The 23,462-nt window shown below is 71.5% G+C and carries 22 protein-coding genes; 7 read left to right on the forward strand and 15 right to left on the reverse strand.

The features are described 5' to 3' along the window. Nucleotides 1–2 precede the first annotated feature (2 nt). Together LL648_RS21275 and LL648_RS21280 are read right to left on the reverse strand one after the other, a co-directional pair. A complete protein-coding gene (locus LL648_RS21275; RefSeq protein WP_441344308.1) occupies nt 3–884 on the reverse strand; it encodes a metal-dependent hydrolase in 882 nt (293 codons plus the stop codon). Then, on the reverse strand, nt 884–2,572 hold the full coding sequence (locus LL648_RS21280) for an SDR family oxidoreductase (RefSeq protein ID WP_232664388.1): 1,689 nt from the start codon (nt 2,570–2,572) through the stop codon (nt 884–886). The genes LL648_RS21275 and LL648_RS21280 overlap by 1 nt, the downstream gene beginning before the upstream one ends. 201 nt (nt 2,573–2,773) lie before the next feature. On the opposite strand from LL648_RS21280, the gene LL648_RS21285 reads away from it, so the two are divergent. Continuing rightward, nucleotides 2,774–3,037 carry a hypothetical protein gene (locus LL648_RS21285; protein ID WP_232664389.1) on the forward strand — a complete coding sequence of 88 codons (264 nt, stop codon included), beginning with the start codon at nt 2,774–2,776 and terminating at the stop codon, nt 3,035–3,037. A gap of 26 nt (nt 3,038–3,063) precedes the next feature. Here LL648_RS21285 and LL648_RS21290 read toward each other — a convergent pair whose 3' ends face one another. The 7 genes from LL648_RS21290 to pdxR form a co-directional block, all read right to left on the reverse strand. Further along, nucleotides 3,064–3,357 (reverse strand): hypothetical protein, encoded by a 294-nt coding sequence (locus tag LL648_RS21290; protein ID WP_232664390.1) that lies wholly within the window; start codon nt 3,355–3,357, stop codon nt 3,064–3,066. Then, entirely contained in the window at nt 3,354–4,670 is a 1,317-nt protein-coding gene (paaK, locus tag LL648_RS21295; RefSeq protein WP_232664391.1) for a phenylacetate--CoA ligase PaaK, read from the reverse strand. The genes LL648_RS21290 and paaK overlap by 4 nt, the downstream gene beginning before the upstream one ends. Before the next feature lie 2 nt (nt 4,671–4,672). After that, the gene (gene paaZ / locus LL648_RS21300) at nt 4,673–6,700 is read right to left on the reverse strand and encodes a phenylacetic acid degradation bifunctional protein PaaZ (protein WP_232664392.1); all 2,028 of its coding nucleotides are present in this window, start codon (nt 6,698–6,700) and stop codon (nt 4,673–4,675) included. 238 nt (nt 6,701–6,938) lie between these two features. After that, the gene (locus LL648_RS21305; protein ID WP_232664393.1) at nt 6,939–8,249 is read right to left on the reverse strand and encodes an alpha/beta fold hydrolase; all 1,311 of its coding nucleotides are present in this window, start codon (nt 8,247–8,249) and stop codon (nt 6,939–6,941) included. Nucleotides 8,250–8,251: 2 nt separating this feature from the next. Next, nucleotides 8,252–8,569 carry an ArsR/SmtB family transcription factor gene (locus LL648_RS21310; RefSeq protein ID WP_232664394.1) on the reverse strand — a complete coding sequence of 106 codons (318 nt, stop codon included), beginning with the start codon at nt 8,567–8,569 and terminating at the stop codon, nt 8,252–8,254. A 159-nt stretch (nt 8,570–8,728) separates the two neighbouring features. Continuing rightward, nucleotides 8,729–9,802 carry a DUF4037 domain-containing protein gene (locus LL648_RS21315; protein WP_232664395.1) on the reverse strand — a complete coding sequence of 358 codons (1,074 nt, stop codon included), beginning with the start codon at nt 9,800–9,802 and terminating at the stop codon, nt 8,729–8,731. 41 nt (nt 9,803–9,843) lie between these two features. Continuing rightward, nucleotides 9,844–11,244 (reverse strand): MocR-like pyridoxine biosynthesis transcription factor PdxR, encoded by a 1,401-nt coding sequence (pdxR, locus tag LL648_RS21320; RefSeq protein ID WP_232664396.1) that lies wholly within the window; start codon nt 11,242–11,244, stop codon nt 9,844–9,846. Between the two features lie 45 nt (nt 11,245–11,289). On the opposite strand from pdxR, the gene LL648_RS21325 reads away from it, so the two are divergent. Next, nucleotides 11,290–11,751 (forward strand): carboxymuconolactone decarboxylase family protein, encoded by a 462-nt coding sequence (locus LL648_RS21325; protein WP_232664397.1) that lies wholly within the window; start codon nt 11,290–11,292, stop codon nt 11,749–11,751. Between the two features lie 16 nt (nt 11,752–11,767). On the opposite strand, the gene LL648_RS21330 is transcribed toward LL648_RS21325, so the two are convergent. The 5 genes from LL648_RS21330 to LL648_RS21350 all read right to left on the reverse strand — a co-directional run bounded on the left by LL648_RS21330 (nt 11,768) and on the right by LL648_RS21350 (nt 16,592). Continuing rightward, the gene (locus LL648_RS21330) at nt 11,768–12,760 is read right to left on the reverse strand and encodes a phosphotransferase (protein WP_232664398.1); all 993 of its coding nucleotides are present in this window, start codon (nt 12,758–12,760) and stop codon (nt 11,768–11,770) included. A 120-nt stretch (nt 12,761–12,880) separates the two neighbouring features. After that, on the reverse strand, nt 12,881–13,735 hold the full coding sequence (locus LL648_RS21335) for a 3-methyladenine DNA glycosylase (RefSeq protein ID WP_232664399.1): 855 nt from the start codon (nt 13,733–13,735) through the stop codon (nt 12,881–12,883). Nucleotides 13,736–13,746: 11 nt separating this feature from the next. Next, nucleotides 13,747–14,154 carry a PPOX class F420-dependent oxidoreductase gene (locus tag LL648_RS21340; protein WP_232664400.1) on the reverse strand — a complete coding sequence of 136 codons (408 nt, stop codon included), beginning with the start codon at nt 14,152–14,154 and terminating at the stop codon, nt 13,747–13,749. A gap of 40 nt (nt 14,155–14,194) precedes the next feature. Next, entirely contained in the window at nt 14,195–15,238 is a 1,044-nt protein-coding gene (locus LL648_RS21345) for a hemolysin family protein (protein WP_232664401.1), read from the reverse strand. Beyond that, on the reverse strand, nt 15,231–16,592 hold the full coding sequence (locus tag LL648_RS21350; protein ID WP_232664402.1) for a hemolysin family protein: 1,362 nt from the start codon (nt 16,590–16,592) through the stop codon (nt 15,231–15,233). Before LL648_RS21350 ends, LL648_RS21345 begins: the two co-directional genes overlap by 8 nt. A gap of 258 nt (nt 16,593–16,850) precedes the next feature. Between LL648_RS21350 and coaA the strand changes: the two genes are divergently transcribed. Beyond that, nucleotides 16,851–17,819 (forward strand): type I pantothenate kinase, encoded by a 969-nt coding sequence (coaA, locus tag LL648_RS21355; protein WP_232664403.1) that lies wholly within the window; start codon nt 16,851–16,853, stop codon nt 17,817–17,819. Between the two features lie 19 nt (nt 17,820–17,838). Beyond that, complete coding sequence (locus LL648_RS21360) at nt 17,839–18,288, forward strand: MarR family winged helix-turn-helix transcriptional regulator (RefSeq protein ID WP_232664404.1); 450 nt, start codon at nt 17,839–17,841, stop codon at nt 18,286–18,288. A gap of 22 nt (nt 18,289–18,310) precedes the next feature. Here LL648_RS21360 and LL648_RS21365 read toward each other — a convergent pair whose 3' ends face one another. Continuing rightward, complete coding sequence (locus tag LL648_RS21365) at nt 18,311–19,147, reverse strand: DUF427 domain-containing protein (protein ID WP_232664405.1); 837 nt, start codon at nt 19,145–19,147, stop codon at nt 18,311–18,313. A 109-nt stretch (nt 19,148–19,256) separates the two neighbouring features. Here LL648_RS21365 and LL648_RS21370 point away from each other — a divergent pair, with 109 nt between their 5' ends. The 3 genes from LL648_RS21370 (at nt 19,257) to LL648_RS21380 (ending at nt 23,459) form a co-directional block, all read left to right on the forward strand. Continuing rightward, on the forward strand, nt 19,257–20,429 hold the full coding sequence (locus LL648_RS21370) for a lactate 2-monooxygenase (protein ID WP_232664406.1): 1,173 nt from the start codon (nt 19,257–19,259) through the stop codon (nt 20,427–20,429). An 82-nt stretch (nt 20,430–20,511) separates the two neighbouring features. Further along, nucleotides 20,512–22,314 (forward strand): serine/threonine-protein kinase, encoded by a 1,803-nt coding sequence (locus LL648_RS21375; protein WP_232664407.1) that lies wholly within the window; start codon nt 20,512–20,514, stop codon nt 22,312–22,314. After that, nucleotides 22,311–23,459, forward strand: coding sequence for a heparan-alpha-glucosaminide N-acetyltransferase domain-containing protein (locus LL648_RS21380; protein ID WP_232664408.1), 1,149 nt, complete (start codon nt 22,311–22,313; stop codon nt 23,457–23,459). The genes LL648_RS21375 and LL648_RS21380 overlap by 4 nt, the downstream gene beginning before the upstream one ends. Nucleotides 23,460–23,462: the final 3 nt, after the last annotated feature.

The raw sequence follows: 23,462 nt of genomic DNA on the forward strand, positions 1-23,462 counted from the left end.
TGTCATCCCGTTTCGCGCGCGGCCGCCGCCCGAGCCGCGGGCGACGACGCGAGGTAGGTGACGGCGGCGTCGGTCGAGCCGTACTGCGAGGGGTGGTAGCCGGGGCGCAGGTAGGCGAGCAGCGCGCGCACGGTCGCGAACGTGCCCGGGGCCAACCCGCGCCGCTGCGCTCTGCGCAGGTCGCGCCACCGCGGCCGGCTCGGCTGCGGGTCGCGGGAGAGCAGGAAGGCCGTGCCGCGGGCCCACAGCCGGATCAGGATCGGCGCGATCAGCACGAGCGAGCGCACGCGGTGCAGGTAGCGCCCGTCGAGGTGCATGTAGAGGTCGTGTGCGACGGCCCGGTGCTCGACCTCTTCGGCGCCGTGCCAGCGCAGCAGGTCGAGCATCTCCGGATGGGTGCCGGCGGTGTCGAGCGCGCGGGCGTCGAGGATCCACTGCCCGAGGAACGCCGTGATGTGCTCGACGGCCGCGACCACGGCGGCCCGCTCGATCGACCACGCCCGCGCGGCGTCGCCGGTGAGGTCGCGGTCGCCGAGCGCATCGCGGAACACCCATTCCACCTGCTCGACGTAGGGCGTGGTGTCGACGCCCTTCGCCGCCATGTGGTCGAGCACCGACTGGTGCGACGACGCGTGCATCGCCTCCTGCCCGATGAACCCGCGCACGTCCTCGGCGATCCGCGGGTCGGTGACCAGCGGCAGCACGTCGGAGAACAGCCGGACGAACCAGCGCTCGCCCTCCGGCAGCAGCAGGTGCAGCACGTCGAGCAGGTGCGTCGCGAACGGCTCGCCGGGGATCCAGTGCACGGGCAGCTGCGACCAGTCGAACCGCACGTCGCGGGCGTTGAGGGCCACCCGGTCGGAGTCGTCGGGAACATGCATCATCAGCGAGGTCCGATGTCCTTGCGCGCGATGGCGCGCAACAGGCCGGGGGTGAGGCGCGAGGCCAGCAGCCCGATGTGCGCCTCCGGGGTGACCGGCGCGAGCGCGGTGTTGCGCTCGACCGCCCGGACGACCTGCTCGGCGACCCGCTCCGGCGGGTAGTTGCGCCGGGCGTACGCCGCAGTGGTGGCTTGCTGGCGGCGCTGCTCGCCGGCGGCATCGAGGCCGACGAACTTCGTGGTCGAGGTGATGTTGGTGTGCACGAACCCGGGGCAGAGCGCGGTGACGCCGATGCCGTCGTCGCCGAGCTCGGCGCGCATGCTCTCGGAGAGCGCGAGCACGGCCGCCTTCGTCGTCCCGTACGCCGAGAGGGTGCGTTGGGGCAGGTATGCCGCCGCCGAGGCGACGTTGACGATGTGCCCGCCCTCACCGTGGGCGCGCATCTGCTCGGCGAAGAGCCGCGACCCGTGGATGACGCCCCACAGGTTGACGTCGATGATCTTCTGCCAGTCGGCGAGCGAGGTGTCGGCGAAGGCGCCGGCCATGCCGATGCCGGCGTTGTTGACCACGAGGTCGGGCACACCGTGCTCGGCCGCCACCTGCTTGGCGAACGCCTCCATGGCGGCGCCGTCGGAGACGTCGACCTGGTAGGCGCCGGCAGCGCCCATGCCGACCGTCTCCTGCGCCGTTGCGAGGTCGCGGTCGGCCGCGATCACCTCGGCGCCGCGGCGGGCGAAGGCGAGCGCGGTGGCCCGCCCGATCCCGCTGCCCGCACCGGTGACGACGACGAGCCGGCCGGCCCAGCGCCCACCCGCGACCCGTGCGCGCTTCAGCGCGAGCGCCTCGGGCGCGCCCTCGATGTGCTCGACCAGCTCGCGCACGCATCGGGCGATCACGTCGGGCCGGGTGCGGACCACCCAGTGCCCGCCGGGGATGCGCCGGACCCGCAGGTCGTCGACGTACGGGGCGATGTCGGTCTGCAGGGGCGTGGTGACGTACTTGTCGCGGGTCGGGGCGAGCACCTGCACCGGGACGCCGGTGTGGCGCGGCTGCGGGTCGGCGAGCCGCTGCGCAATGTTGGCGCGATAGAGCTCCAGCCCGTTGACGGCGTCGCGGACGTTCGGGGGCGCGATGCGTTCGCGGGCGGCGAGCACCCGGCCGAAGAGGCCCGCGCGCCAGGCGAGGACCGGCAGCACGGGGAGCCGGAAGAACGCCGTGTACCAGGAGTGCAGGCCCTGGCGGACGATCTGCCGCAGCGCGCTGATTCCGCGACGGCGGAACCAGAGGCCGACGTGGTCGAGGCACGGTCCGGAGATCGAGGTGAAGGAGGCGACGCGGCCGCGCAGGGCGTCGCCGGTGACGGCGTGCCAGGTCTGGATGGCGCCCCAGTCGTGCGCGACGAGGTGCACCGGACGGTCGGGGCTGACGGCGTCGATCACGGCGCGCAGGTCGTCGGCGAGCCGGTCGAGGTGGTAGCCCGCGCGGTCGGGCGGCGCTTGCGAGGCGCCGGCGCCTCGCACGTCGTAGGTGACGACGCGGAAGTGGTCGCGCAGCTCCGTGACCAGCCCGTCCCAGACGGTGTGGTCGTCCGGGTAGCCGTGCACCGCGACGAGCGTCGGTGCGTCCGGGTCGCCGGTAGCCGTGACGGCGAGCCGCAGCCCGTCGGGAGCGATCACCTCGGTGTGAGACACACTGTCATGATAGAAAACCTGTCAATAGCGGTATCACGGTGAACCGGGCGGGCTCCACCTTGCGTAACCGTCAGGAAATGCTTACCGATTCACGAGAGGACCTCCCCGCACCGATGAGTCCGCGAACGACGCCGGGTCTCCATGATTGACCGCATCGTTCCGGTGGACAGGCCGCCGGCGGAGGTGGAGGGGAAGTGCGCGATGGAGCTCACGATGAACGTCCAGCTCACCGGCCGGGACCGGGCGATCCTGCGGGCCGTCGCGGCAGGCAACGCCGAGCTCGAGTGGGGTGCCGAGCCCGACCTGTTCCTCGACGGACGCTGTTGCTGCGACCAGGCCGCTGCGCACCGGCTGGCCCGGGCGGGCTACATCGCCCCCGCGGCAGTGTGCACGGCCGGCCAGCGGGTGGCCGCCTGCCTGACCGCCGCGGGCAAGCAGGAGCTCGGAGTGCTCGCCGCCGCCTGAGCGCGACCGGCTTCAGCCTTCGGTCTTCAGCCTGCGAACGTCCAACGACCCGTCCCGTGGGTGACCACGAGGCGGGTCGGCTCACGTCGGACGGCCAGCCCGGGGGTGGGGACGCTGTCCATCGCCGCGAAATGCGCCGCGCCCGCCGCGTAGACGTACCCGAGCTCCACCGCGCCGTCGACGGGGCGGAAGTCGGTGGTCGACGCGCACGACGGACATTGCCACTGCACGGTCCCGAGCGCGGGGGAGAAGGCGGTGCACGCCCCGAGGAACTCGGCGAGCGGCACCGCGTGCGAGCAGCCGGGGCAGGTGATCGTCATGCGCGGGTGCGGTGGTCCTTGAGCCGCTGCAGCTTGCCGACGGAGCGTTCCAGGGTCTCCGGATCGACGATCTCGCAGGCCACCGTGACGCCGACGGTCTCCTTGATCGCGGTGATCAGCTCGGCAGACGCCGTCGCGCGGCGGTCGGCAACGGTCTCCGGCCGCGCCTCGACCCGCACGGTGAGCGCGTCCATCCGGCCCTGCGTGCTCAGCACCAGCTGGAAGTGCGGCGAGAGCCCGGCGGTGCGCAGGACGACCTCCTCGATCTGGGTCGGGAACACGTTCACCCCGCGCAGGATGATCATGTCGTCGCTGCGGCCGGTGATCTTCTGCATGCGCCGCATCCCCGGCCGCGCGCTGCCCGGCAGCAGCCGGGTGAGGTCGCGGGTGCGGTAGCGGATGATCGGCAGCGCCTCCTTCGTGAGGGAGGTGAACAGCAGCTCACCCTCCTCCCCGTCGCGCAGCGGGGTGCCGTCGAGCGGGTCGACGACCTCGGGGAGGAAGTGGTCCTCCCAGATGTGCAGCCCGTCCTTCGACTCCACGCACTCCTGCGAGACACCAGGTCCCATGACTTCGGAGAGGCCGTAGATGTCGACCGCGTGCATGTCCATGCGCTCCTCGATCTCGAGGCGCATCTGTTCGGTCCACGGCTCCGCGCCGAAGACGCCGACCTGCAGCGACGAGGAGCGCGGGTCGATGCCCTGCTTCTCGAACTCGTCGACGATCGTGAGCATGTAGCTCGGGGTGACCATGATGATCTCGGGCCGGAAGTCCTGGATCAGCTGGACCTGCCGCGGCGTCATCCCACCGGAGATGGGGATGGCGGTGGCGCCGAGCTTCTCGATGCCGTAGTGCGCGCCGAGGCCGCCGGTGAACAGGCCGTACCCGTAGGCGTTGTGCACCTTGTGGCCGGGCCGGGCGCCCGCCGCGCGCAGCGAGCGCGCCATCAGCCCGGCCCAGTTGTCGATGTCGCGCTCGGTGTAGCCGACGACCGTCGGGCGCCCGGTCGTCCCCGATGACGCGTGGATGCGCCGGACCTGCTCCTGCGGCACCGCGAACATCCCGAAGGGGTAGTTGTCGCGCAGGTCGGCCTTGGTCGTCGTCGGGAACCGCGCCAGGTCGGCGAGCTCGCGGCAGTCGTCGGGGTGCACGCCTGCCGCGTCGAACGCCTTGCGGTAGTGCGCGACGTTCGCGTACGCGTGCCGCAGCGTCCACTGCAGCCGTTCCAGCTGGGTGGCGCGCAGCTCGTCGACGGACATGCGCTCCGCGGGGTCGAGCGCGTCGGGGGCCGGTGCCTCGCCGAACCGTGCCATGCTCACTTCTCCTTCTTCGCCACCAGCGTGAGCACGTCGTAGCGCGCGACCGACTCGCCGTCCTGCCGCGTGACGTCGGCGTCCCAGCGCACCTCGCCGTAGTCGGCGGTGTCGCGCGGGGTGACCTGCTTGCAAGTCAGCGTGACGGTCAGCGAGTCGCCGAACTTCACCGGCGTCAGGAACCGCAGCCGGTCGACGCCGAAGTTGGCCAGCACCGGACCCGGGTCGGGGTCGACGAACAGGCCCGCGGCGAGGGAGACGATGAGGTAGCCGTGCGCCACCCGCTCGCCGAAGAGCGGGTTCGCGGCGGCTGCCTCGGCGTCCATGTGCGCGTAGAAGGTGTCGCCGGTGAACTCGGCGAAGTGCTCGACGTCCTCCTGCGTGACGAGCCGCGGACCGGCGACGACCGTGTCGCCGATCGAGAGCTCCTCCAGGTGCTTGCGGAACGGGTGGACGTCGGTCTGGTTCCGCTGCGAACCGGCGACCCAGCGGCCGGTGATCGCCGTCAGGGTGTCGGGGTCACCCTGCACGGCGGTGCGCTGCATGTGGTGCAGGACGCCGCGGATGCCGCCCATCTCCTCGCCGCCACCCGCGCGGCCGGGGCCGCCGTGCACCAGCTGCGGCATCGGCGAGCCGTGGCCGGTCGATTCCTTGGCGTCGACGCTGTTGAGCACGAGCACCCGCCCGTGCCACGGCGCGACACCCAGCACGACGTCCCGCGCGAAGGACGTGTCGGCGGTGACGACCGAGCCGGCGAGGCTGCCCTGGCCCCGGGCCGCGAAGTCGATCAGTTGCTCGGTCGAGGTGTACGGCAGCACCGTCGAGACCGGCCCGAACGCCTCCACCTCGTGCGGCTCCGCCCGGTCGGGGTCGGCGGTCAGCAGCATCGGCGAGACGAACGCGCCGCGCTCGGCGTCGGCGTCCTCCAGCTCGACGTGCTCGGGGTCGCCGAACACGATCCGCCCGGCGTCGCGCAGGGCCTTGACGCTGCGGCGCACCTCCTCGCGCTGCTCGAGGCTGGCGAGCGCGCCCATGCGGGCGGTGGCGGGGTTGCCGACGGTGGTGGTCGCGAGCCGCGCCGAGACGGCCTCGACGACGGCGTCGACGTGCTCGGCCGGCACGAAGGCGCGCCGGATCGCCGTGCACTTCTGGCCGGCCTTGACCGTCATCTCGGTGGTGAGCTGCTTGACGTAGAGGTCGAACTCGGGCGTGCCGGGGCCGGCGTCGGGGCCCAGGACCGACATGTTGAGCGAATCGGCCTCCGCGGAGAACCGCACGCTGCGCCCGACGATCCCGGGGTGCGTGCGCAGCTTCGCGGCGGTGGAGGCGGAGCCGGTGAACGAGACGAGGTCCTGCTCGGTGAGGTGGTCGAACATGTCCCCGACCGAGCCGCTGACCAGCTGGAACGTGCCCTCGGGCAGGATCTCGGACTCGACGATGAGCTCGGCCAGCCGGGCGGTGAGGAACGCGGTGGGGCTCGCGGGCTTGACGACGGTCGGCACGCCGGCGATGAACGCGGGCGCGAACTTCTCCAGCGGCCCCCACACCGGGAAGTTGAACGCGTTGACCTGGACGGCGACCCCGCGCAGCGAGGTGGCGACGTGCTGGCCGGCGAACGTGCCGCCGCGGGAGAGCGGCTCGACGTCGCCGTCGACGTAGACGGTGTCGTTGGGCATCTCGCGCTTCGCCTTCGACGCGTACGCGAACAGCACGCCGATGCCGCCGTCGACGTCGAACTTCGAGTCGTAGAGCGTTGCGCCGGTGCGGGCGGACACCTCGTAGAGCGCTTCGCGGTGCTCGCGCAGGTGCCCGGCCAGCGCCTTCAGCAGCGCCGCCCGCTGGTGGAACGTCAGCTCGCGCAACGCCGGCCCGCCGACCCGCCTGCCGTGGTCGAGCACGGCGGCCATGTCGATCCCGGCCGACGAGATGCGCGCGACCTCCTTGCCCGTCACCGCGTCGAACAGCGGCCTGCCCTCGTCGGTCGGGGAGTGCCAGCTCCCGCGGACGTAGCTGCGCAGAACCGGTGTCATCCAGAGCCTCCGTGCTCGACCGACCGTTCGTTCGGTTGAACCTAGCATGGTGGCAGGCGACCGTCGACACGCTTCGGACCCGTCGACAACGACGTTCTGGTCAATGTGAGCGCTAACAAACAGCCAAAACGTCGTTGTCGACGGTTCTCCTGGGGGCAGTCGTCGATCGGGGCGCCGGGCCTCATGATGCCGCCGATCGGTGGGGTCGTTTGGCGAGGTCGTTCGGGGAGTGTTGTTGTCAGCTCAGCAGAAACTGGCGGATCTGTTGGGAGACCGGGGCTGGTGCTGCCCAGAATGCGCCGTGGCTCTGGCCGGGCAGGGTCAGGATCGTGACGTTCGGTAGAAGCGCGGCCAGGGCAGCGGCTCCGGTATGGAAGTGGGCCTCGCTGTCGCCACCGACGGCGACTGCGATCGGCGCTTCGGTCGACCACCGGTCAGCGGGTAGTGGTTTGCCGTCCTGGAGGCCGCTCAGCGTTTTGCCCTCGTAGGCGAAGGTGTGGGCGTACCGGGTCGTGTCGTCCCAGGAGGGGTCCTGTTTCATCGGCTCGATGTATTCGGCCGGGAGGCCGATGACTTCGGTCATCACGTACTCGACTGCGTCGCTGCGCCGGCCGGCTTCGACCAGGTTTTCTACCTGCGCGACCCAGTGGGTGGGCACTGGTTGGCGGGAGTTGTCGACGATGAACGGCGGGTCGTAGAGGTAGAGCCCGGTCACCTTGTTGCCCAGCGCGGTGGCTGCGTCGAGGGTGATCGCGCAGCCACCGGAACCGCTGGTAAGGGCTGCTGAGCCACCCGCGACGTCGATCAGGGCGGCGATGTCGTCGATCTCTCGGGCCGGGTCGTAGGGCTGGGGGTCCCCGCTGGCCCCGCGTCCGCGTCGATCGAAGCTGATCACGGTGAAGTGCTCGGACAGTGCAGTGGTCAGGCCGGCGAGGCCGGTGTGGTCCTCGGCCACGTTGCTGACCACGATGATCGCCGGACCGGAACCTGTCTTCTGGTAGGCGATGATGGTGCCGTCGGTGGACGTGATCGTCTGCATTGCTACCTCTCGTGGAGTCCGAAGGACGGCGTCGAGCCGGTCGAGGGATTCGGCGTAGCCGTCGGCCATTCGTAGATCGACGGCACGTCGCAGGGCCCGGGTGTCGGGGAAGCTGATGTCGACCTCGACGTGGCAACCGGCGCCGACGGGCGTGAAGGAGACCGAGGTCGGGAACGTGCCGGTGCCGTCAGGTTCCCAGGCGTCGTCGGCGAAGGCGTCGTCGTAGGTCAGTCTGGCCAGTGGATCGACGAGGCCGTAAGTGGCGGTGCCGCGAACCGGTTCGGCCGACCCGTCCTCGGGGGCGAGCTCGAACCGCCAACGACCGCCGGGGCGAACGTCCATCTCGTGCACGCTCGCCACCCAGCCTGCCGGACCCCACCATTTCGTGATTGCCGCGGCGTCGGTCCAGGCCCACCACGCACGGTCCACCTCGGCGGTGTAACTGCGGCTGATACGGAGCGTGTTGCGTGACTCGTCGATCACGACCCCGTCCCCAGGAATGGTCTGCATGCTCACTGATCCTTACTGTCCGTCTGGTCGAGGAAGGAGCCGAGGCGGTCCATCCGTTCCGACCACAAGCCGGCGAAGCGCTGCGTCCAGGCGTTCAGCTCGCGCATCGATTCTGGGCGGAGCCGGTAGATCCGCTGCTGCGCCTGTCTGGTCGCATCCACCACTTCCGCCTCGGCCAGCAGCCGCAGATGCCGCGACACTTGTGGCTGGCCCAAATCGAGGTTGTCGACGATGCCGCCGACCGACTGCGGACCATCCTTCAAGAGCTCGACGATCCGGAACCGGCTCGGCTCCGAGATCACCGTCAACCGCTGCTGCACCGTGGAAACCATGCACCTATATATACAGCGACGTGTATATATAGGCAAGAGTGCCATAGGTGGTCGGCGACCCCTTCTGCACCCTGCCTGGGGAGCCGGACCGCCTACTCCCGGCACTCCAACAACCGCCGTTATCAGTTCCACCCACTGGTCAATGAGTCATTGACGCCACCTTTTACGGACGTGGTCCGGTTTGGTCAGCAGGTTCGTGTTGTCGAGGTGCTGGTCGGCGGTGCCGGTGAGGGGGAGGGCCTGCACCTCCGGGTCGGTGATGGCGGCGCGCAGGGCGTCGGTGAAGCGGCCGGCCATGATCACCTGGAAGGGCCTGCTGTGGTACGGCCTGGTGGCGGGGTCGACGTCGGCGCACAGCGGGGTGCCGTCGGGGAGCCGGGTGGTGTTCTGCAGGCGCGCCACGGTCTCGTAGGCGGCGGCGAGGTGGGTCTCGCGGGCGGGCCAGTCGGTGGCGGCGAGCGTGGCCCGCAGGTGGGGGGTGAGCGTGGTGGCGACGGGTATGCGGGCGAAGGCGCTGCCGAGCCACTTGGAGTAGGGCGGGTACTCGCGGGCGATAAGGAGGCAGAGGCGGATCAGGTCGCGGGTGAGCCGGGCGGCGACGACCGCGGAGCCGAGCTCGTCGCCGACCTCTCCGCAGCGGCCGACGAACGCTTCCTCTTCGGCGATGCGGGCCCATTGGCAGGCGAGGGCGTGGCGCCAGACGTCCGGCGGGTACCAGCGCAGCGCGGCGCGCACGGGTTCGAGCTCGCCGAGGCCGTCGTGGAACACCGCGCCGGCGGTGACCTCGGTGAGGGCTTGCGTGGGTGTGGCGAGCCAGTCGAGGAGGTCGATCCCGGCGCGCGGGTCGAACGCGAGGCGGGAGACGAGCCAGCTGCCGAGGTCGGTGATCTCGACGCGATGGTCGACGGGGCCGTCGGTGGTGGACATATGGCCGATGCCGGGGTCGTCGGTCTCGGCGAAGTGGGTCGACCAGCCGCGGAAGGTGCGGGGGAGCCGTTCGGCCAGCATCGTGCTGATCTCGGCCGCGCGCCCGGCGTCGGTGGGGGAGAGGAACACCTGCAGCCGGGGCCCCCACTCGTGGTCGGCGGAGCGTTCGGTGTCGAAGCCGAGCACCTCGGAGCCGCTGCCGACGCGGGCGGCGGTGTGCACGAGACCGTCGAGCAGCGGCGCGACGGCTTCGGCGTAGAACGCTCGGGAGAGCTCGAGCCCTGGCAGGAACATGCCGGCCATCCTCAGGGCTGGCGACCGGAGTCGCAGCCGGTTTACAGGGCGCGCAGGACGGCGACGAGCGCGTCGAGGGCGGCTGGGTAGGCGTGGTCGGTGGGTGCGCCGAAGCCGACGAGGAGGCCGTCGGGGTGGGGGAGGGTGATCGAGTGCCGGCCGAGGAGGTCGATGCCGAGCCGGTGGCGTTTGGCGGCGGCGGCCGCGGCGGGCTCGCCGCCGGCGCCGAGGGGGAGCAGGAGGTGCAGCCCGGCCGCGATGCCGTCGGGGTCGTACCCGAGGGGTGCGACGGCCTCGACGAGCGCGTCGCGACGTGCCCGGTATCGGCCGCGCATGCGGCGCACCTGCTTGTCGTAGGCGCCGGTGTCGAGGATGTCGGCGAGCGCGAGCTGGTCGATCACGGGCACGGGCATGCCCGCGGCTGCGGCGTGGTCGCGGATGTGGGGGAGGAGCCGCTGTGGGACGACCATCCAGGCCAACCGCAGCCCTGGGGCCAGAGCCTTGCTGGCCGTCCCGCCGTACGTGATGTGGTCGGGCGCCAGCGCCTGGAGCGCGCCGACCGGCCTGCGGTCGAAGCGGAACTCGCCGTCGTAGTCGTCTTCGAGGATCTGCATGTCGTGGGCGGCGGCGCGGCGGGCCAGCGCAGCGCGGCGGGTGGGGGCGAGGGTGTGGCCGAGCGGGTACTGGTGGGCGGGGGTGAGCACGGCGCCCCGGGTGGTGATGGCGGCGACCTGGACGCCGTCGTGGTCGACGGGGGCACCGGTCACGTCGATACCTGCGGTCTCGACGGCGCGGTGCAGGTGGGGGAGGAAGGGGTCCTCGACCGTCACCGCGGTGACACCGTAGGAGCGGACGGCCCGCGCCCAGAGGGCGATCATCGCGGTGAAGCCGGGGCCGACGACGACGTGCTCGGGGTCGGCGAGCACGCCGCGGGCCCTGCCGAGGTAGGCGGCGAGCGCGCGGCGCAGCGCCGGGTGGCCGAGCCGGTCGGGGTAGCCGAACGTGTCGTGCGGGGCGGTGGCGAGCGCGCGGCGGATCGACGCGGCCCAGGCGTCGCGGGGGAACGCGCTGACGTCGGGCAGGCCGGGCAGCAGGTTGTGCGTGAACGTCCAGCCCGCGGTCGGGCCTGACGACGTGTGCGTGGCAGGTGCCAGGCGGGCCTGCGGGAGCTGCTGGACGTCGGCGACCCTCGTCGGGGCACCGTGGCGGACGACGAGGTAGCCCTCGGCGGCGAGCTGCGAGTAAGCGGCGGTGACGGTGCCGCGGGCAATCCCGAGATCGGCGCCGAGGGCGCGGGTGGAGGGCAGGGCGGCGCCGGTGATGAGCCGGCCGTCACGGACCGCGGCTCGGAGGGCGGCAGCGAGGTCGGTGGCACTGCGCCGGGACGGGTCGATGTGCAGGTCGACCCCGTTCTGGTTCCCACTGGTCCACGAAGCTGGCACGGAACTGGACCATACGCGAGGTCCAGTGGCTCGTAGCGTGGAGCTGTGAGTGAACGTGTGCAGATGGGTGAGGCGGTGCCGGCGGCGTACCGGCAGCTCGCGGAGCTGGACAGGGTGGTCCGGAAGGCGGTGGCCGACGCGGGTGTGGACCAGCGGATCGTCGAGCTGGTGAAGGTGCGGGCGTCGATGCTGAACGGGTGCTCGTTCTGCGTCGATCTGCATTCGCACGAGGCCCGTGAGAAGGGTGAGGACGAGCAGCGGCTGCTCCTGCTGGCGGCGTGGCCGCACGCGGCGCACCTCTACACGGAGCAGGAGCAGGCGGCGCTGGTGTTGACCGAGGCGCTGACCAGGCTGCCCGACGCCAGGGACGTGCCCGACGCCGCGTACGAGCGGGCTGCCGCGGCGTTCACACCCGAGCAGCTGGCCGCGGTGGCGTGGGTGGCCACCACGATCAACACGTTCAACCGGCTCGGTGTGCTGGGCCGGAAGACTCCTCCGAAGCGCTGATCAGCTGATCAGCTGATCAGAAGGCGAGCGCCCGCTGCAGGTGGAAGTCCGCGACGTCGAGCATCCACTCCCGGTTCGGGAAGTCGCCCTCGGCGATGCGAAGCGGGCCGCCGACCAGGTCCAGGTGCATGACGTACTGGTAGTACCTGACGCGCAGCGGGTCGAGGTCGGGGTTGCGGAGCGCCTCGTAGTGCGGGCCGAAGCGCATCCGCATCCAGCAGTGCTCCACCTCGATGTCGGTGTACATCAGGCCCTCGATGTCGATGATGACGGGCTCTCCGTCCGGCCCGACGAGCGTGTGTTCCGGGCCGAGCTCGCCGTGGACGATGCCGTGCTGCGCGCGCGGTTCGAGCGCGGCGTGCAGGGTGCGGAGTTTCTCCTCCAACATCGCCTCGCCTTCGGCCGCGCGGGCGTCGCGGAGCACGGCGGTGGCGATGTTCGCCAGCGACCGCTCCAGGTAGGCCTGCTCGCAGGTCGTGTCCGGCGGCGCCCCGCCGCTGTCGATCCACGCCACCCGCCCGAACGCCGGCGCACGGTGTGCGTGCATGCGTCGAAGCATGTCCGAGAGCTGCGCGAGTGTTCGCCCGCCTGCGTCCGGATCGCGTTCCAGCAACGCCTCCAGCGTTCCGCCGCGGACGTCCTCCGCGACGGCGATGTCGGCCGGGTACAGGTTCTTGCTGCGGTCGGCGAGCAGCAGCCGGGGCGAGCGGGCTCCGACCGCTTCCAGTCGACGGGTGGCGCCCTCGAAGAGGTTGATGCCGGAGGCGTGCGCGAACGGGTTCGACGGGTCGTCGTGGTCATCCGGGAGCAGCCCGACCCAGTAGTCCTCGTCGGTGTTCCAGACATAGACGATCGTGCTGGTCGCGTCGTCCAGCGTGACGCGGTAGACGCCCTTCTTGGTGCCGTTGAGCAGGCGGTCGACGGCGGCGATGGCGCGGTCGGTGCCGAAGACCTCCCGCATCACCGGGGTCAAGGCTTCGGTATCGGCGAATCTCCGGTGAGCGGTCACTGGTCTCACCCTAGTTCTTTCTCGCGTCAATCAATCATTGACGCCTTCTTTTCGTCAATCTTTCGACGACCGAACGATCTGCCTTGACCTGAGCCGCCGGCCCGGTCGGGGCGGGAGGGTTCAGCCGTCGAGGACGGTGGTGCAGAGCTGGATCAGTCGCTCGCGCAGGGGAGCGGCGCGGGTGGTGAAGGCTGCCTGGGAGCGGGCGTACTCGGCGCGTCCGGCCGCGGTCTCGATCGCGACGGGCGGGTAGCCGTGGGCCGCGAGGTCGTAGGGGCTGGCGCGCATGTCGAGCTCGCGTACGTCGACGGCGAGCTCGAAGCAGTCGGCGAGGAGGTCACCGGGGGTGAGTGGGAGCAGCTTGTAGGCCCACTTGTAGAGGTCCATGTTGGCGTGGAGGCAGCCGGGTTGCTCGTGGGCGATCTGAGCTTCCCGGGTGGGTGTGAAGGTGTTCAGGGGCCGCGCCGGTGGGGTGAAGAAGCGGTAGGCGTCGTGGTGGGTGCACTGGACCGGCATGGATTCGACGACGGCGTCAGTGGCGGCGCTGCCGAGGCGCAGCGGGACGGCGTCGTGACGGGGTGCGTCGGCCCGGTACACCATGGCCCATTCGTGCATGCCGAAGCAGCCGAGGCGAGGCTTGCGGCGTTCCGTGGCAGTGAGCAGGGCGCGGACGAACGCGGCGGTGGAGTCGATGCGGTCGGGCAGGGCAGCGGGGTCGAGACGGACGGCGTCGCCGTCGCGGACGTACCCGGGCGTGGCGAGGTAGTCGTCGCCGCCGCGGAGCCGCACGTCGGGGCCGGGGTGCCAGCGTTCGAGGCGGTGCGGGCGCAGAGAGTAGTAGGTGAAGACGAAGTCCAGCACCGGGTGCGGCTCGCGGCGACGTTTGCGGTCGCGGTGGGGCAGGGTCCACCGCTCGACGCGCCGACGGTGCTCGGCGGCGCGGGCGCGCCAGCCGGGCTCGTCGAGCGTCACCACGGGCAGAGACGTTACGTCGTGGACGGGACCGTGCGGGTGCCAGGCCCGTCGTCCTCGATGCCGAACGCGATTACCCGGTGGGGGCGGATCCGGATGACGCCCGGTCCGGCGCCGGGGAACGCGTCGGTGCGACGGAGGTCGGGCAGTGCTTCCGCGGTGCCGCGGACCTCCAGCGCTCGTGGCTGCCATGGGGTGAGCACGACGTCGTCGATGACGAGCGCGACGCGGGCATCGCGCTGGACGTTGCGCCACTTCTGGGAGGCCGGGTTGTCGTGGCCGATGATGTCGATCGTGCCGTCGGGGTTGACGAAGAACCCGACGGGCCGCACCTGCGGCGCCCCGTCGGGGCCGATGGTGCCGAGGCGGGCGAGTTGCTGGCCGGCGAGGTAGTCCAGTTCAGCGGGGGTGAAGACGCTCATCCGTTGATCGTCGATGCTGAACCCGACTTGAGGTCAAGGGTCAGGTGTCGGCGTGGGTGGCGTCGCGGACGGTGCCGACGAAGTGCTCGATGAGGTCCTCCATGGTGACGAGGCCGATGGTGGCGCCGCGTTGGTCGACGACGCGGCCGAGGTGGGCGCGGGAGCCGCGCAGCACGGCGAGTGCTTCGTCAAGGCGGGCGTCGCCGGGTACGTCGGGCAGGCCGCGGACGCGTTCGGGCGGCACTGCGGCTTCGGGGTCGTCGGCGAGGTCGAGGATGTCTTTGACGTGCAGGTATCCGGCGAAGCGGCCGTCGGCGGCGAGGAGCGGGAAGCGTGAATAGCCGGTTTTGACGACGGCGCGGGCGACGTCGTCGACGGTGGGGCGGACGGGGAGGGAGACGAGGTCGTCGACGGGGACGATGACGTCGTTGACGGTGGATTCGACGGATCGCAGGGTGCGGGCGAGGCGGCGGGATTCGTCGTCGTCGAGGAGGCCTTCGCGGCCGGATTCGGCAATGAGGTCGGCCAGCTCGCCGGAGGTGAAGGCGGCTTCGAGCTCGTCGCGGGGTTCGACGCCGACGAGGCGCAGGACGCCGTTGGCGAGGAAGTTGAACAGTGAGATGAGCGGCCGGATGGCGGTGGTGAACACCAGGAAGGGTGGGACGAGCCAGATGGCGGTGCGTTCGGGGCCTGCGATGGCGATGTTCTTGGGCACCATTTCGCCGATGACCATGTGGGCGACGACGACGATCGCGAGCGAGACAGTGAACGCGATGGGGTGCAGGACGGCCGACGGCATGCCGAGCCACTCCAGTGGTCGTTCGATGAGATGGGCGACGGCGGGTTCGCCGAGGCGGCCGAGCAGGAGGGAGCAGATGGTGATGCCGAGCTGGGATGCCGCGAGCATGCGGGAGAGGTCGGCGTGGGCGTGCAGGACGGTGGCCGCGGCGGCGGTGCCGGAGCTCGCCATGGCTTCGAGGCGGTCGCGGCGGGCGGAGACGAGCGCGAACTCGGCGCCGACGAAGAACGCGTTTGCGCCCAGGAGTGCGATGGCGGCGAGGAGGGCGAGCAGGTCGCTACCCACGGGCCACCTCCCCGTTCGGCCTGTTCGGGCTGCTGGTCGCCGGTTCTTCGCGGGCGATGCGGAGCTCGGCGATGCGGTTGCGGTCGCGGCGCATGACGGTGAGGCGCCAGCCGTCGACGGTGAGGTCGTCGCCGACGTCGGGGATGCGGCCGAGGCGGGCCAGTACGAGGCCGGCGAGGGTCTCGTATTCGCCTTCGGGCATCTCGAAGCCGGTGGCGTCGTTGACCTCGTCGGCGCGCAGTAGGCCGGAGAGCAGCCAGCTGCCGCGGCCGAGTGGGCGGATGCTGGCTTGTTCGGCGCGGTCGTGCTCGTCGCGGACGTCGCCGACGATCTCTTCGACGAGGTCTTCGAGGGTGACGATGCCGGCGGTGCCGCCGTACTCGTCGACGACGACGGCGAGTTGCAGGCCGGATTCGCGGAGGCGGACGAGGAGGGCGTCGCCGTCGAGGGATTCGGGGACCTTGGGCACGGGTTGGACGATGCTGCGCAGGGCGAGGGTGGCGCGTTCGGGGACGGGTACGCCGAAGGCCTGTTTGACGTGGGCGACGCCGAGTACGGCGTCGGGGTCGCGGTCGTGGACGGGGAAGCGGGAGAAGCCGCTGCGGCGGGAGAGGGCGAGCAGGTCGGCGAGGGTGTCGTCGGCGTCGAGGGATTCGACGCGGACGCGGGGGGTCATGAGGTCTTCCGCGACGCGGTCGGTGAAGCGCAGTGATCGGTCGAGGAGGGTGGCGGTGCCGGCGTCGAGGGTGCCGTGTTCGGCGCTGGAGCGGACGAGTGAGCTGAGTTCGCGGGGGGAGCGGGCGGAGCGCAGCTCTTCGGCGGGTTCGACGCCGAGGCGGCGGACGATGGTGTTGGCGGTGGCGTTGAGGCCGCTGATGAGCCATCGGAATGCGCGGGCGAAGCCGCTTTGGAGCCAGACGACGGCGCGTGCGGTGCGCAGGGGGTCGGCGATGGCGAGGTTCTTGGGGACGAGCTCGCCGAAGACCATGGAGAGCGTGGTGGCCAGCAGCAGGGCGAGCGCGGTGGCGAAGCCTGCGGCGAGCCCTTCGGACATGCCGAGTGTGAGCAGGCCGGGGCTGATCAGGGAGGCGATGGCGGGTTCGGCGATGTAGCCGGTGACGAGGGTGGTCACGGTGATGCCGAGCTGGCTGCCGGAGAGCTGGAAGGACAGCTCCCGGTGGGCGCGTTGGACGCCGCGGGCTCTGCGGTCGCCGTTGTCGGCGACGTGCGCGTCGACCTGGCTGCGTTCGAGTGCGGTGAGGGCGAACTCGGATGCGACGGAGATGGCGGTGCCGAGGGTGAGGGCGGCGACGGCGACGAGTCCGAGGAGGGTGAGGGCGAGGGCGAGGTTCATGCTGGCGCCTGCCAGCAGGGAAGCCGGGCGGGACCCGGCCGGCTACTGCAACCCGGCTCTGCGGGACGTGCGGTCGGCACGGATTCTGCTCTCCTCCGGATTCGGTGCGCTCAGTGTAGGGCGGGCGGCTGACCTCGGCTGACGTAGCCCTCAGCGGGTTGCGGCCGGGGTGCGGTGTTGGTCCGGACGGGTCGTGGGATGAGCCGCGCGTCACCTCCTGCGGCCGTGTGGGCGTTTCGGGATCTAGGTTGTCTGGTCATGAACGGCAGTCGCACCGGTGCGCGCCCCGCCACGTCGCCGTTCGTGGATTTCGACCGGCCGTCGTGGGCGAAGTTGGGGGCGAACACGCCGCTGCCGTTGACGGCGGAGGAGTTGGAGCGGGTCCGCAGTCTCGGTGATGCGGTGGACCTCGACGAGGTGCGTGAGGTGTACCTGCCGCTGTCGCGGTTGTTGACGTTGCACGTCCAGGAGGGTGGGCGGCTGTACCGGGCGTACCGGACGTTCCTGGGGGCGAACACGGCGCGGACGCCGTTCGTGATCGGGATCGCGGGTTCGGTGTCGGTGGGGAAGTCGACGACGGCGCGGTTGTTGCGGTTGTTGCTGGCGCGGTGGCCGCAGCACCCGCGGGTGGAGCTGATCACGACCGACGGGTTCCTGCTGCCGAACGCGGAGCTGGAGCAGCGTGGGTTGATGACGCGCAAGGGCTTTCCGGAGTCGTACGACCGGCGCGCGTTGTTGCGGTTCATCACGGAGGTGAAGGCGGGGCGGACGGAGGTGTCGGCTCCGGTGTACTCGCACTTGTCGTACGACATCGTGCCTGGTGAGCGGTTCACGGTGCACCGTCCGGACATCTTGTTGGTCGAGGGTTTGAACGTGTTGCAGCCGGCGCATTCGCAGCAGGGGCGGGAGGGCGGCGCGGGGTTGGCGGTGAGCGATTTCATCGACTTCTCGGTGTACGTGGATGCGGCGACGGTGGACATCCGGCGTTGGTACGTGGAGCGGTTCCTGCGGTTGCGGGAGACGGCGTTCCGGAATCCGGAGTCGTTCTTCCGCCGTTATGCGGCGTTGGACGAGGCCGGGGCGATCGCGCGGGCGGAGAGCATCTGGGCGGAGATCAACGGGCCGAACCTGGAGCGGAACATCAAGCCGACGCGGGGACGTGCGAGTTTGGTGTTGCGGAAGGGACCCGACCACAACGTCACGGGGATCCGGCTCCGGAAGTTGTAGTACCTGGCAGGATGTTCGGATGACCGCCGAGGTGACGCAGCACACGGACGAGCTCACCGAGCTGGCCGCGCGGTTAAGGCTTGCGGTGGGGCGGTTGAACCGGCGGATCCGGATCGACGGTCACGAGTCGATCCCGCCCCTGCAGCTGTCGGCGTTGGTGACGGTGGAGCAGCACGGTCCGTTGCGGTTGTCGGAGCTGGCCCGTCGGGAGGCGGTGACGGCGCCGACGATGAGCAGGGTGCTGGCGGCGCTCGACGAGCAGGGGCTCGTGGTCAGGGCGACCGATCCGCAGGATGCGCGCGGGGTGTTGATCACGTTGTCGGACGAGGGTTCGCGGCGGCTCAACGAGGTGCGCAGCCATCGGACGGCGCTGGTGGCGCGGCGGTTGCTGCGGTTGGACGCCGAGCAGCGCCGGGTGTTGCTGGCGGCGATGCCGGCGCTCGAGGCGTTGCTGGTCGACGACGACTGAGCAGGCCGTTCAGGGTGTCCGGTCAGGCGGGTTCGCCGTCGACGAGGGTGTGCAGGTCGGCGTGCAGGAAGCTGATGCGGCCGGCGATGCGGCTGGATTCCGGTAGCGGGGTCGGGTAGCTCCATGCGGCGTCGGTGAGGGTGCTGCCGTCGGGGAGCTCGACGGTCCAGTAGCTCGCCTCGCCCTTGTAGGGGCAGCGCGTGTGGGTGTCGGTCGCGGTGATCGGGACGCGCACGTCGTCCTGGTCGAGGTACCAGCGTGCGGGCAGGCCGGTCTCGGTGAGGACGAGCGGGGTGTGCGACTCGGCGACGAGGACGTCGCCGGCGAGCACCTGGACGTGGCGGCTGGTGGGGCGGATGTCGACGCGGGTGAACGGGTCGGTGAGGTGGGCGTACACCTGCTCGTCCTCGTCGAACCAGGCGTCGGCGGCGTCCCAGTCGAGGGAGGCGTAGCCGGCGAGCCACGACGCTTCGGGCTTGGGGTCGGGGTAGGCCCAGAGCGCGTTCTCGACGGTGCGGTCGCCGACCGTGAGCGATCGGTAGGTGGCGTCGCCCTTGAAGGGGCAGTGGGTGGTGTGGTCGGTGGGGACGAACGCGGTGGCGTCGAGGTCGACCTCCGGCACGTAGAGGCGTGGGAGCAGCGCGGTCTCGTGGAGCAGGACGCCGCGGCGGGTGTCCAGCACGGTGCGGCCGGCGAACTCGGCGCGGACCCGTCGTGGGAAGGGGTGCATGAGCAGCTTGTGCGGCGGTCCGTCGATGACGTAGTTGACGGTGGCGGGCGCGGTGGGCGAGAGCGGGCCGGCGACGCGCGTGAGGCTCATGTTCTCGGCAACGCGGGCCAGGACCACGAACTTCCCCACCGTTTTGCCAACCTACAGACCCTGGAGGGTGTGCAGGTTGGCAAAACGGTGGGGAAGTTTGGTGTTGGTGCGGGGGTGGCGGGTATTTCGGCCGCACTAAAGTCAGAGGATGGGTGTCCCGTTCTCCGCGTACGGCGCTGAGATCTACCTCGGTGGCCTGGCCGGGCAAGCGCCCGCGTTCCCGACGGATCCGGCGAAGCTGGAGGAGGCGGCGCGGGCCGTCCTGGACGACGGGCCGTTCGGGTACGTGGCGGGTGGTGCGGGGGCCGGGGCGACGATGCGGGCGAACCGGGCGGCGTTCGACCGGTACGCGCTGGTGCCGCGGATGCTGCGGGACGTGACGGAGCGGGACTGGTCGACGTCGGTGCTGGGGACGGCGATGCCGGCACCGCTGTTGCTCGCGCCGATCGGGGTGATGTCGATCCTGCACCCCGACGGTGAGCTCGCGGTGGCGCGGGCGGCGGCCGAGGTGGGGGTGCCGATGGTGCTCTCGACGGCGTCGTCACACGCGATCGAGGAGGTCGCGGCGGCGTCCGGGGACGCTCCGCGCTGGTACCAGCTGTACTGGCCGACCGACGACGACGTGACGGTGAGCCTGCTCGGGCGGGCGCGGGCGGCGGGCTACTCGGTGCTGGTGGTCACGCTGGACACGTGGACGTTGGGGTGGCGCCCGCACGACCTGGATCTGGCGTACCTGCCGTTCCTGCGTGGCGTGGGCACGGCGATCCCGTTCTCCGACCCGGCGTTCCGGGCGAGGCTGGCGAAGCCGCCGGAGGACGACCTGATGGCGGCGGTGGGGCAGTGGGTGCCGATGTTCACCGGCACGGCGTTGCGGTGGGATCGGCTGGACCTGCTGCGCGAGCACTGGGACGGGCCGATCGTGCTGAAGGGTGTGCAGCACGTCGAGGACGCGTTGCGGGCCGTGGACGCCGGGATGGACGGGGTGGTGGTGTCCAACCACGGCGGCCGTCAGGTGGACCGGGCGATCGGGTCGTTGGAGGCGTTGCCGGGGATCGTCGGCGCGGTCGGTGGTCGGGCCGCGGTGCTGTTCGACTCCGGGGTGCGGACGGGTGCGGACGCGGCGGTGGCGCTGGCGTTGGGCGCCGATGCCGTGTTGCTGGGCCGGCCGCATGCGTACGGGTTGGCGTTGGGCGGTCAGGACGGGGTGCGGCACGTCGTGCGCAGCGTGCTGGCGGAGCTGGATCTGACGTTGGCTTTGGCCGGGTTCGGCGATGTGGCGCAGTTGCGTGCGGCGAAGGATGCAGTGCGTACATCCGGCTGACGGCCCACTGACGCGGGGTGACGCTTGGTGATGCCATAGTGGGAACCTCCGGGTGCGGGGGAAGTGGAGGGGGAGAACGGGCGTGGATGGGCTGACCGCGCTGCTCGCCGGCCTGATCTCGGGGTTGCGGGCAACCCTTGCGCCGGACATCTGTCCTGGCGGGTGGCCGTGGGCGGTGTCGCTGCTGGGTGTGTTCGTCGGGTTGTTGCCGACGGCGGGCATGTTCATCGTGGTGGCGGTGCGGCGCAGGGTGGGGTCGCGTTACCGGCTGGAGTCGTCGATCGTGCTGGTCGGCGCCGGTCTGGTGTTGTGCGGTCTGCTGCCGTTGCTGGTGTTCACCTCGACGGGGAACCTGTTCCGCGCGGCGGCGATCGACGTGAGCGTGTCCGGGCTGAGCGAGGCGGCGATGGCCGACCTGCGGTCGTCGGCCTGCGCGGTGGTCGAGTCCCAGGCGAAGTACCTCGGGGAGGGCAGCGTCGGCGACGCGTTCGCCCCTGGTGATCCGGTGCAGCTGATCCTGGCGTTGATCCTCTACGTGCTGTTGCCGGTGGTCGTGACGATGTTCGTGGCGGCGCAGGCGCGGCTGGTGCTGCGGCGCGGGCCGTCGTGGCCGTCGAAGTTCTTCTGGGCGCCGATGCTGGCGATGATCCTGCTGACGGTGTCGGTGCCGGGTGGCACGGCCGGGCACCTGTGGATCGGTGCGGTGTTCGGGGCGTTCCTCGGCATCCCCGCGGTGCTGATGGCGGGGGCGCCGTCGAAGGAGGCGGCGCAGCGGTCGTTGAACCCGCCGCCCGCGCGGCGACCGGCCCCGGCGGACGGTCGGCAGCAGGCGCGTGGGCCGGTGCGGGCGGCTCCGCCGGCCGGTCACCCGTCGGGGCAGTCGGCGGCTCGCCCGCCGGACCGGCGCCCGCCCCCGCCGGCGGGGCCGCCGCGGACGAGGGTGGCTCCGGTGCCACCGCCCATGCAGGCCAGCGGGTCCCGGCCGACCCCGGGCCCGATGAACGGGCGGCCGCCGGCGCCGCAGGGCCCGCCGCGGTTCCGGTTGATCCGCAGGCTCGGGCAGGGCGGGTTCGGGCGGGTGTGGCTCGCGCACGACGCGAAGCTGGGGCACGTCGTCGCGTTGAAGGCGGCGCACGCGCCGGACGGTGAGACCGAGGAACGGATCCAGCGTGAGGCGCGGGCGCTGGGTGCGGTGCGGCACCCGCACTGCGTCCGGATCTACGACATGCTGCTGGCCCGCAGCGACGCCGGCCTCGCCGAGCTGGACGGCATGGTCATCGTGATGGGTTTCGTCGACGGCATGTCGTTGGGTGAGATGGTGCGCGCCCAGGGTGTGCTGGACGACGTCGCGTCGGCACGGGTGTGGCTGAGCGTGGCCGGCGCGTTGGATGCGGCGCACCGGCAGGGTGTGATGCACCGCGACGTGAAGCCGGGCAACGTGGTGGTCGACCAGGGCGGGTTGGCGCACCTGATCGACTTCGGGATCGCGCGCAAGACGGGCGATGCGACGATGACGATGGCCGGGTTCGTGCTGGGCACCCCCGACTTCCTGGCGCCGGAGGCGGCGTGCGGTGAGCGGGCGACGCCCGCGTCGGACGCGTGGCAGCTGGCGGCGACGGTGTCGTACGCGTTGACCGGGCATCCGCCGCGGGGTGGGCACAAGGACGCGGTGTCGGGGCTGCGGGCGGCGGCGTCGGGTGCGCCCCTGTCGCACCTGCCGCGGCGCACGGCGCACCTGGCGTTGCTGCAGGCGGCGATGGACAACGACCCGGCGCGGCGGCCGCCGCTGCAGGCGGTGCAGCGGGCGTTGGCCGACTGGTTGCGCCGGGCGGGTGCGCCGCTGGACGGGCCGGTCACCACGGCGGGGACCACGCCTGTCCGATGAGCGCTCCGGTGCGCGACCGCCTGCTCGGGGTCGACGCCGCTCGTTTCGTTGCGCTCGTCGGGATGTTCGCGACGCACATCCTGCCGCTCGACGACGACGAGGGTGGGCGGACGGTCGTCGCGTCGATCGCGAGCGGCCGGTCGGCGGCCCTGTTCGCGGTGCTGGCGGGGGTCGGGATCGCGCTGGCGACAGGTGGGGCGCGCGGGTTGCCGGACGGGCGTGCGCACGCCGGCGCGGGGGCCGGGCTGCTGGTCCGTGCGGTGCTGGTCGGGTTCCTGGGGTTGTGGTTGGGGTCGTTGCGGCCGCCGGTGCTGGTGATCTTGGCGTTCTACGCGGTGCTGTTCCTGGTGGCGGTGCCGTTGCTGCGGCTGCCGTGGCCGGTGCTGGCGGTCGGCGCAGTGGTGGCGTGTGTCGTCACGCCGGTGGTGAGCGTGCTGGTGCGGGCCGGTGGGCCGTTGCGCAATCCGCGTGATCCGACGCTGTTGGGGTTGCAGGATCCGGCGGCGCTGGCGGGCTCGTTGCTGGTGACGGGCGCGTACCCGGTGTTGACGTGGACGACGTACCTGCTGGCGGGGTTGGCGATCGGGCGGCTCGACCTGCGTGACCGGCGGGTGGCGGTATGGCTGGTCGGGCTCGGCGTCGGGATGGCGGTGCTGGCGAAGGTGACGTCGGCGGTGCTGCTGTACGTGCTGGGTGGTGCGGCGGCGTTCGGGGCCGGGGACCTTGCGGAGAGCCGGTACGGGACGATCCCGACCGACACGTGGTGGTGGCTGGCGGTGGACGTCCCGCATTCCGGTGCGCCCCTCGACCTGGCGCACACCACGGGCACGGCGATGGCGGTGCTCGGCGTGATACTGCTCCTGGCCCGCTGGTCGCGGGCGGTGGTGTGGCCGCTCGCCGCGGCGGGTGGGATCCCGCTGACGCTCTACACGGTGCACGTGTGGACGCTGACGACCTTCGACACGCCGCCGACGCTCACCTCGTACCTCGTCTACGTGGTCGCGGCGCTGCTGATCGGGATCGCGGTGCGTGCTGCTGGGCTGCGCGGGCCGTTCGAGGCGGTCGTGGCGCTGGCGAGTCGGAGGGCGCGGCGGATGGTCGTCGGGCCGCCGGAACGGGTGGATGAGGGCACGTCGTTGCGGTGATCC

Origin of the sequence: Pseudonocardia sp. TRM90224 (genome assembly GCF_021245725.1) — a bacterium.
GTDB lineage: Bacteria > Actinomycetota > Actinomycetes > Mycobacteriales > Pseudonocardiaceae > Pseudonocardia.

Bases quoted from the DNA above. Each gene is read 5' to 3' on its own strand.
- coaA (WP_232664403.1), top strand. From the start codon at position 16,851: ATGAACGGCAGTCGCACCGGTGCGCGCCCCGCCACGTCGCCGTTCGTG.
- paaZ (WP_232664392.1), bottom strand. From the start codon at position 6,700: ATGACACCGGTTCTGCGCAGCTACGTCCGCGGGAGCTGGCACTCCCCG.
- paaK (WP_232664391.1), bottom strand. From the start codon at position 4,670: ATGGCACGGTTCGGCGAGGCACCGGCCCCCGACGCGCTCGACCCCGCG.
- LL648_RS21315 (WP_232664395.1), bottom strand. From the start codon at position 9,802: ATGTTCCTGCCAGGGCTCGAGCTCTCCCGAGCGTTCTACGCCGAAGCC.
- LL648_RS21285 (WP_232664389.1), top strand. From the start codon at position 2,774: ATGGAGCTCACGATGAACGTCCAGCTCACCGGCCGGGACCGGGCGATC.
- LL648_RS21380 (WP_232664408.1), top strand. From the start codon at position 22,311: ATGAGCGCTCCGGTGCGCGACCGCCTGCTCGGGGTCGACGCCGCTCGT.
- LL648_RS21370 (WP_232664406.1), top strand. From the start codon at position 19,257: ATGGGTGTCCCGTTCTCCGCGTACGGCGCTGAGATCTACCTCGGTGGC.
- LL648_RS21350 (WP_232664402.1), bottom strand. From the start codon at position 16,592: ATGAACCTCGCCCTCGCCCTCACCCTCCTCGGACTCGTCGCCGTCGCC.
- LL648_RS21290 (WP_232664390.1), bottom strand. From the start codon at position 3,357: ATGACGATCACCTGCCCCGGCTGCTCGCACGCGGTGCCGCTCGCCGAG.
- LL648_RS21305 (WP_232664393.1), bottom strand. From the start codon at position 8,249: ATGCAGACCATTCCTGGGGACGGGGTCGTGATCGACGAGTCACGCAAC.
- LL648_RS21360 (WP_232664404.1), top strand. From the start codon at position 17,839: ATGACCGCCGAGGTGACGCAGCACACGGACGAGCTCACCGAGCTGGCC.
- LL648_RS21340 (WP_232664400.1), bottom strand. From the start codon at position 14,154: ATGAGCGTCTTCACCCCCGCTGAACTGGACTACCTCGCCGGCCAGCAA.
- LL648_RS21275 (WP_441344308.1), bottom strand. From the start codon at position 884: ATGATGCATGTTCCCGACGACTCCGACCGGGTGGCCCTCAACGCCCGC.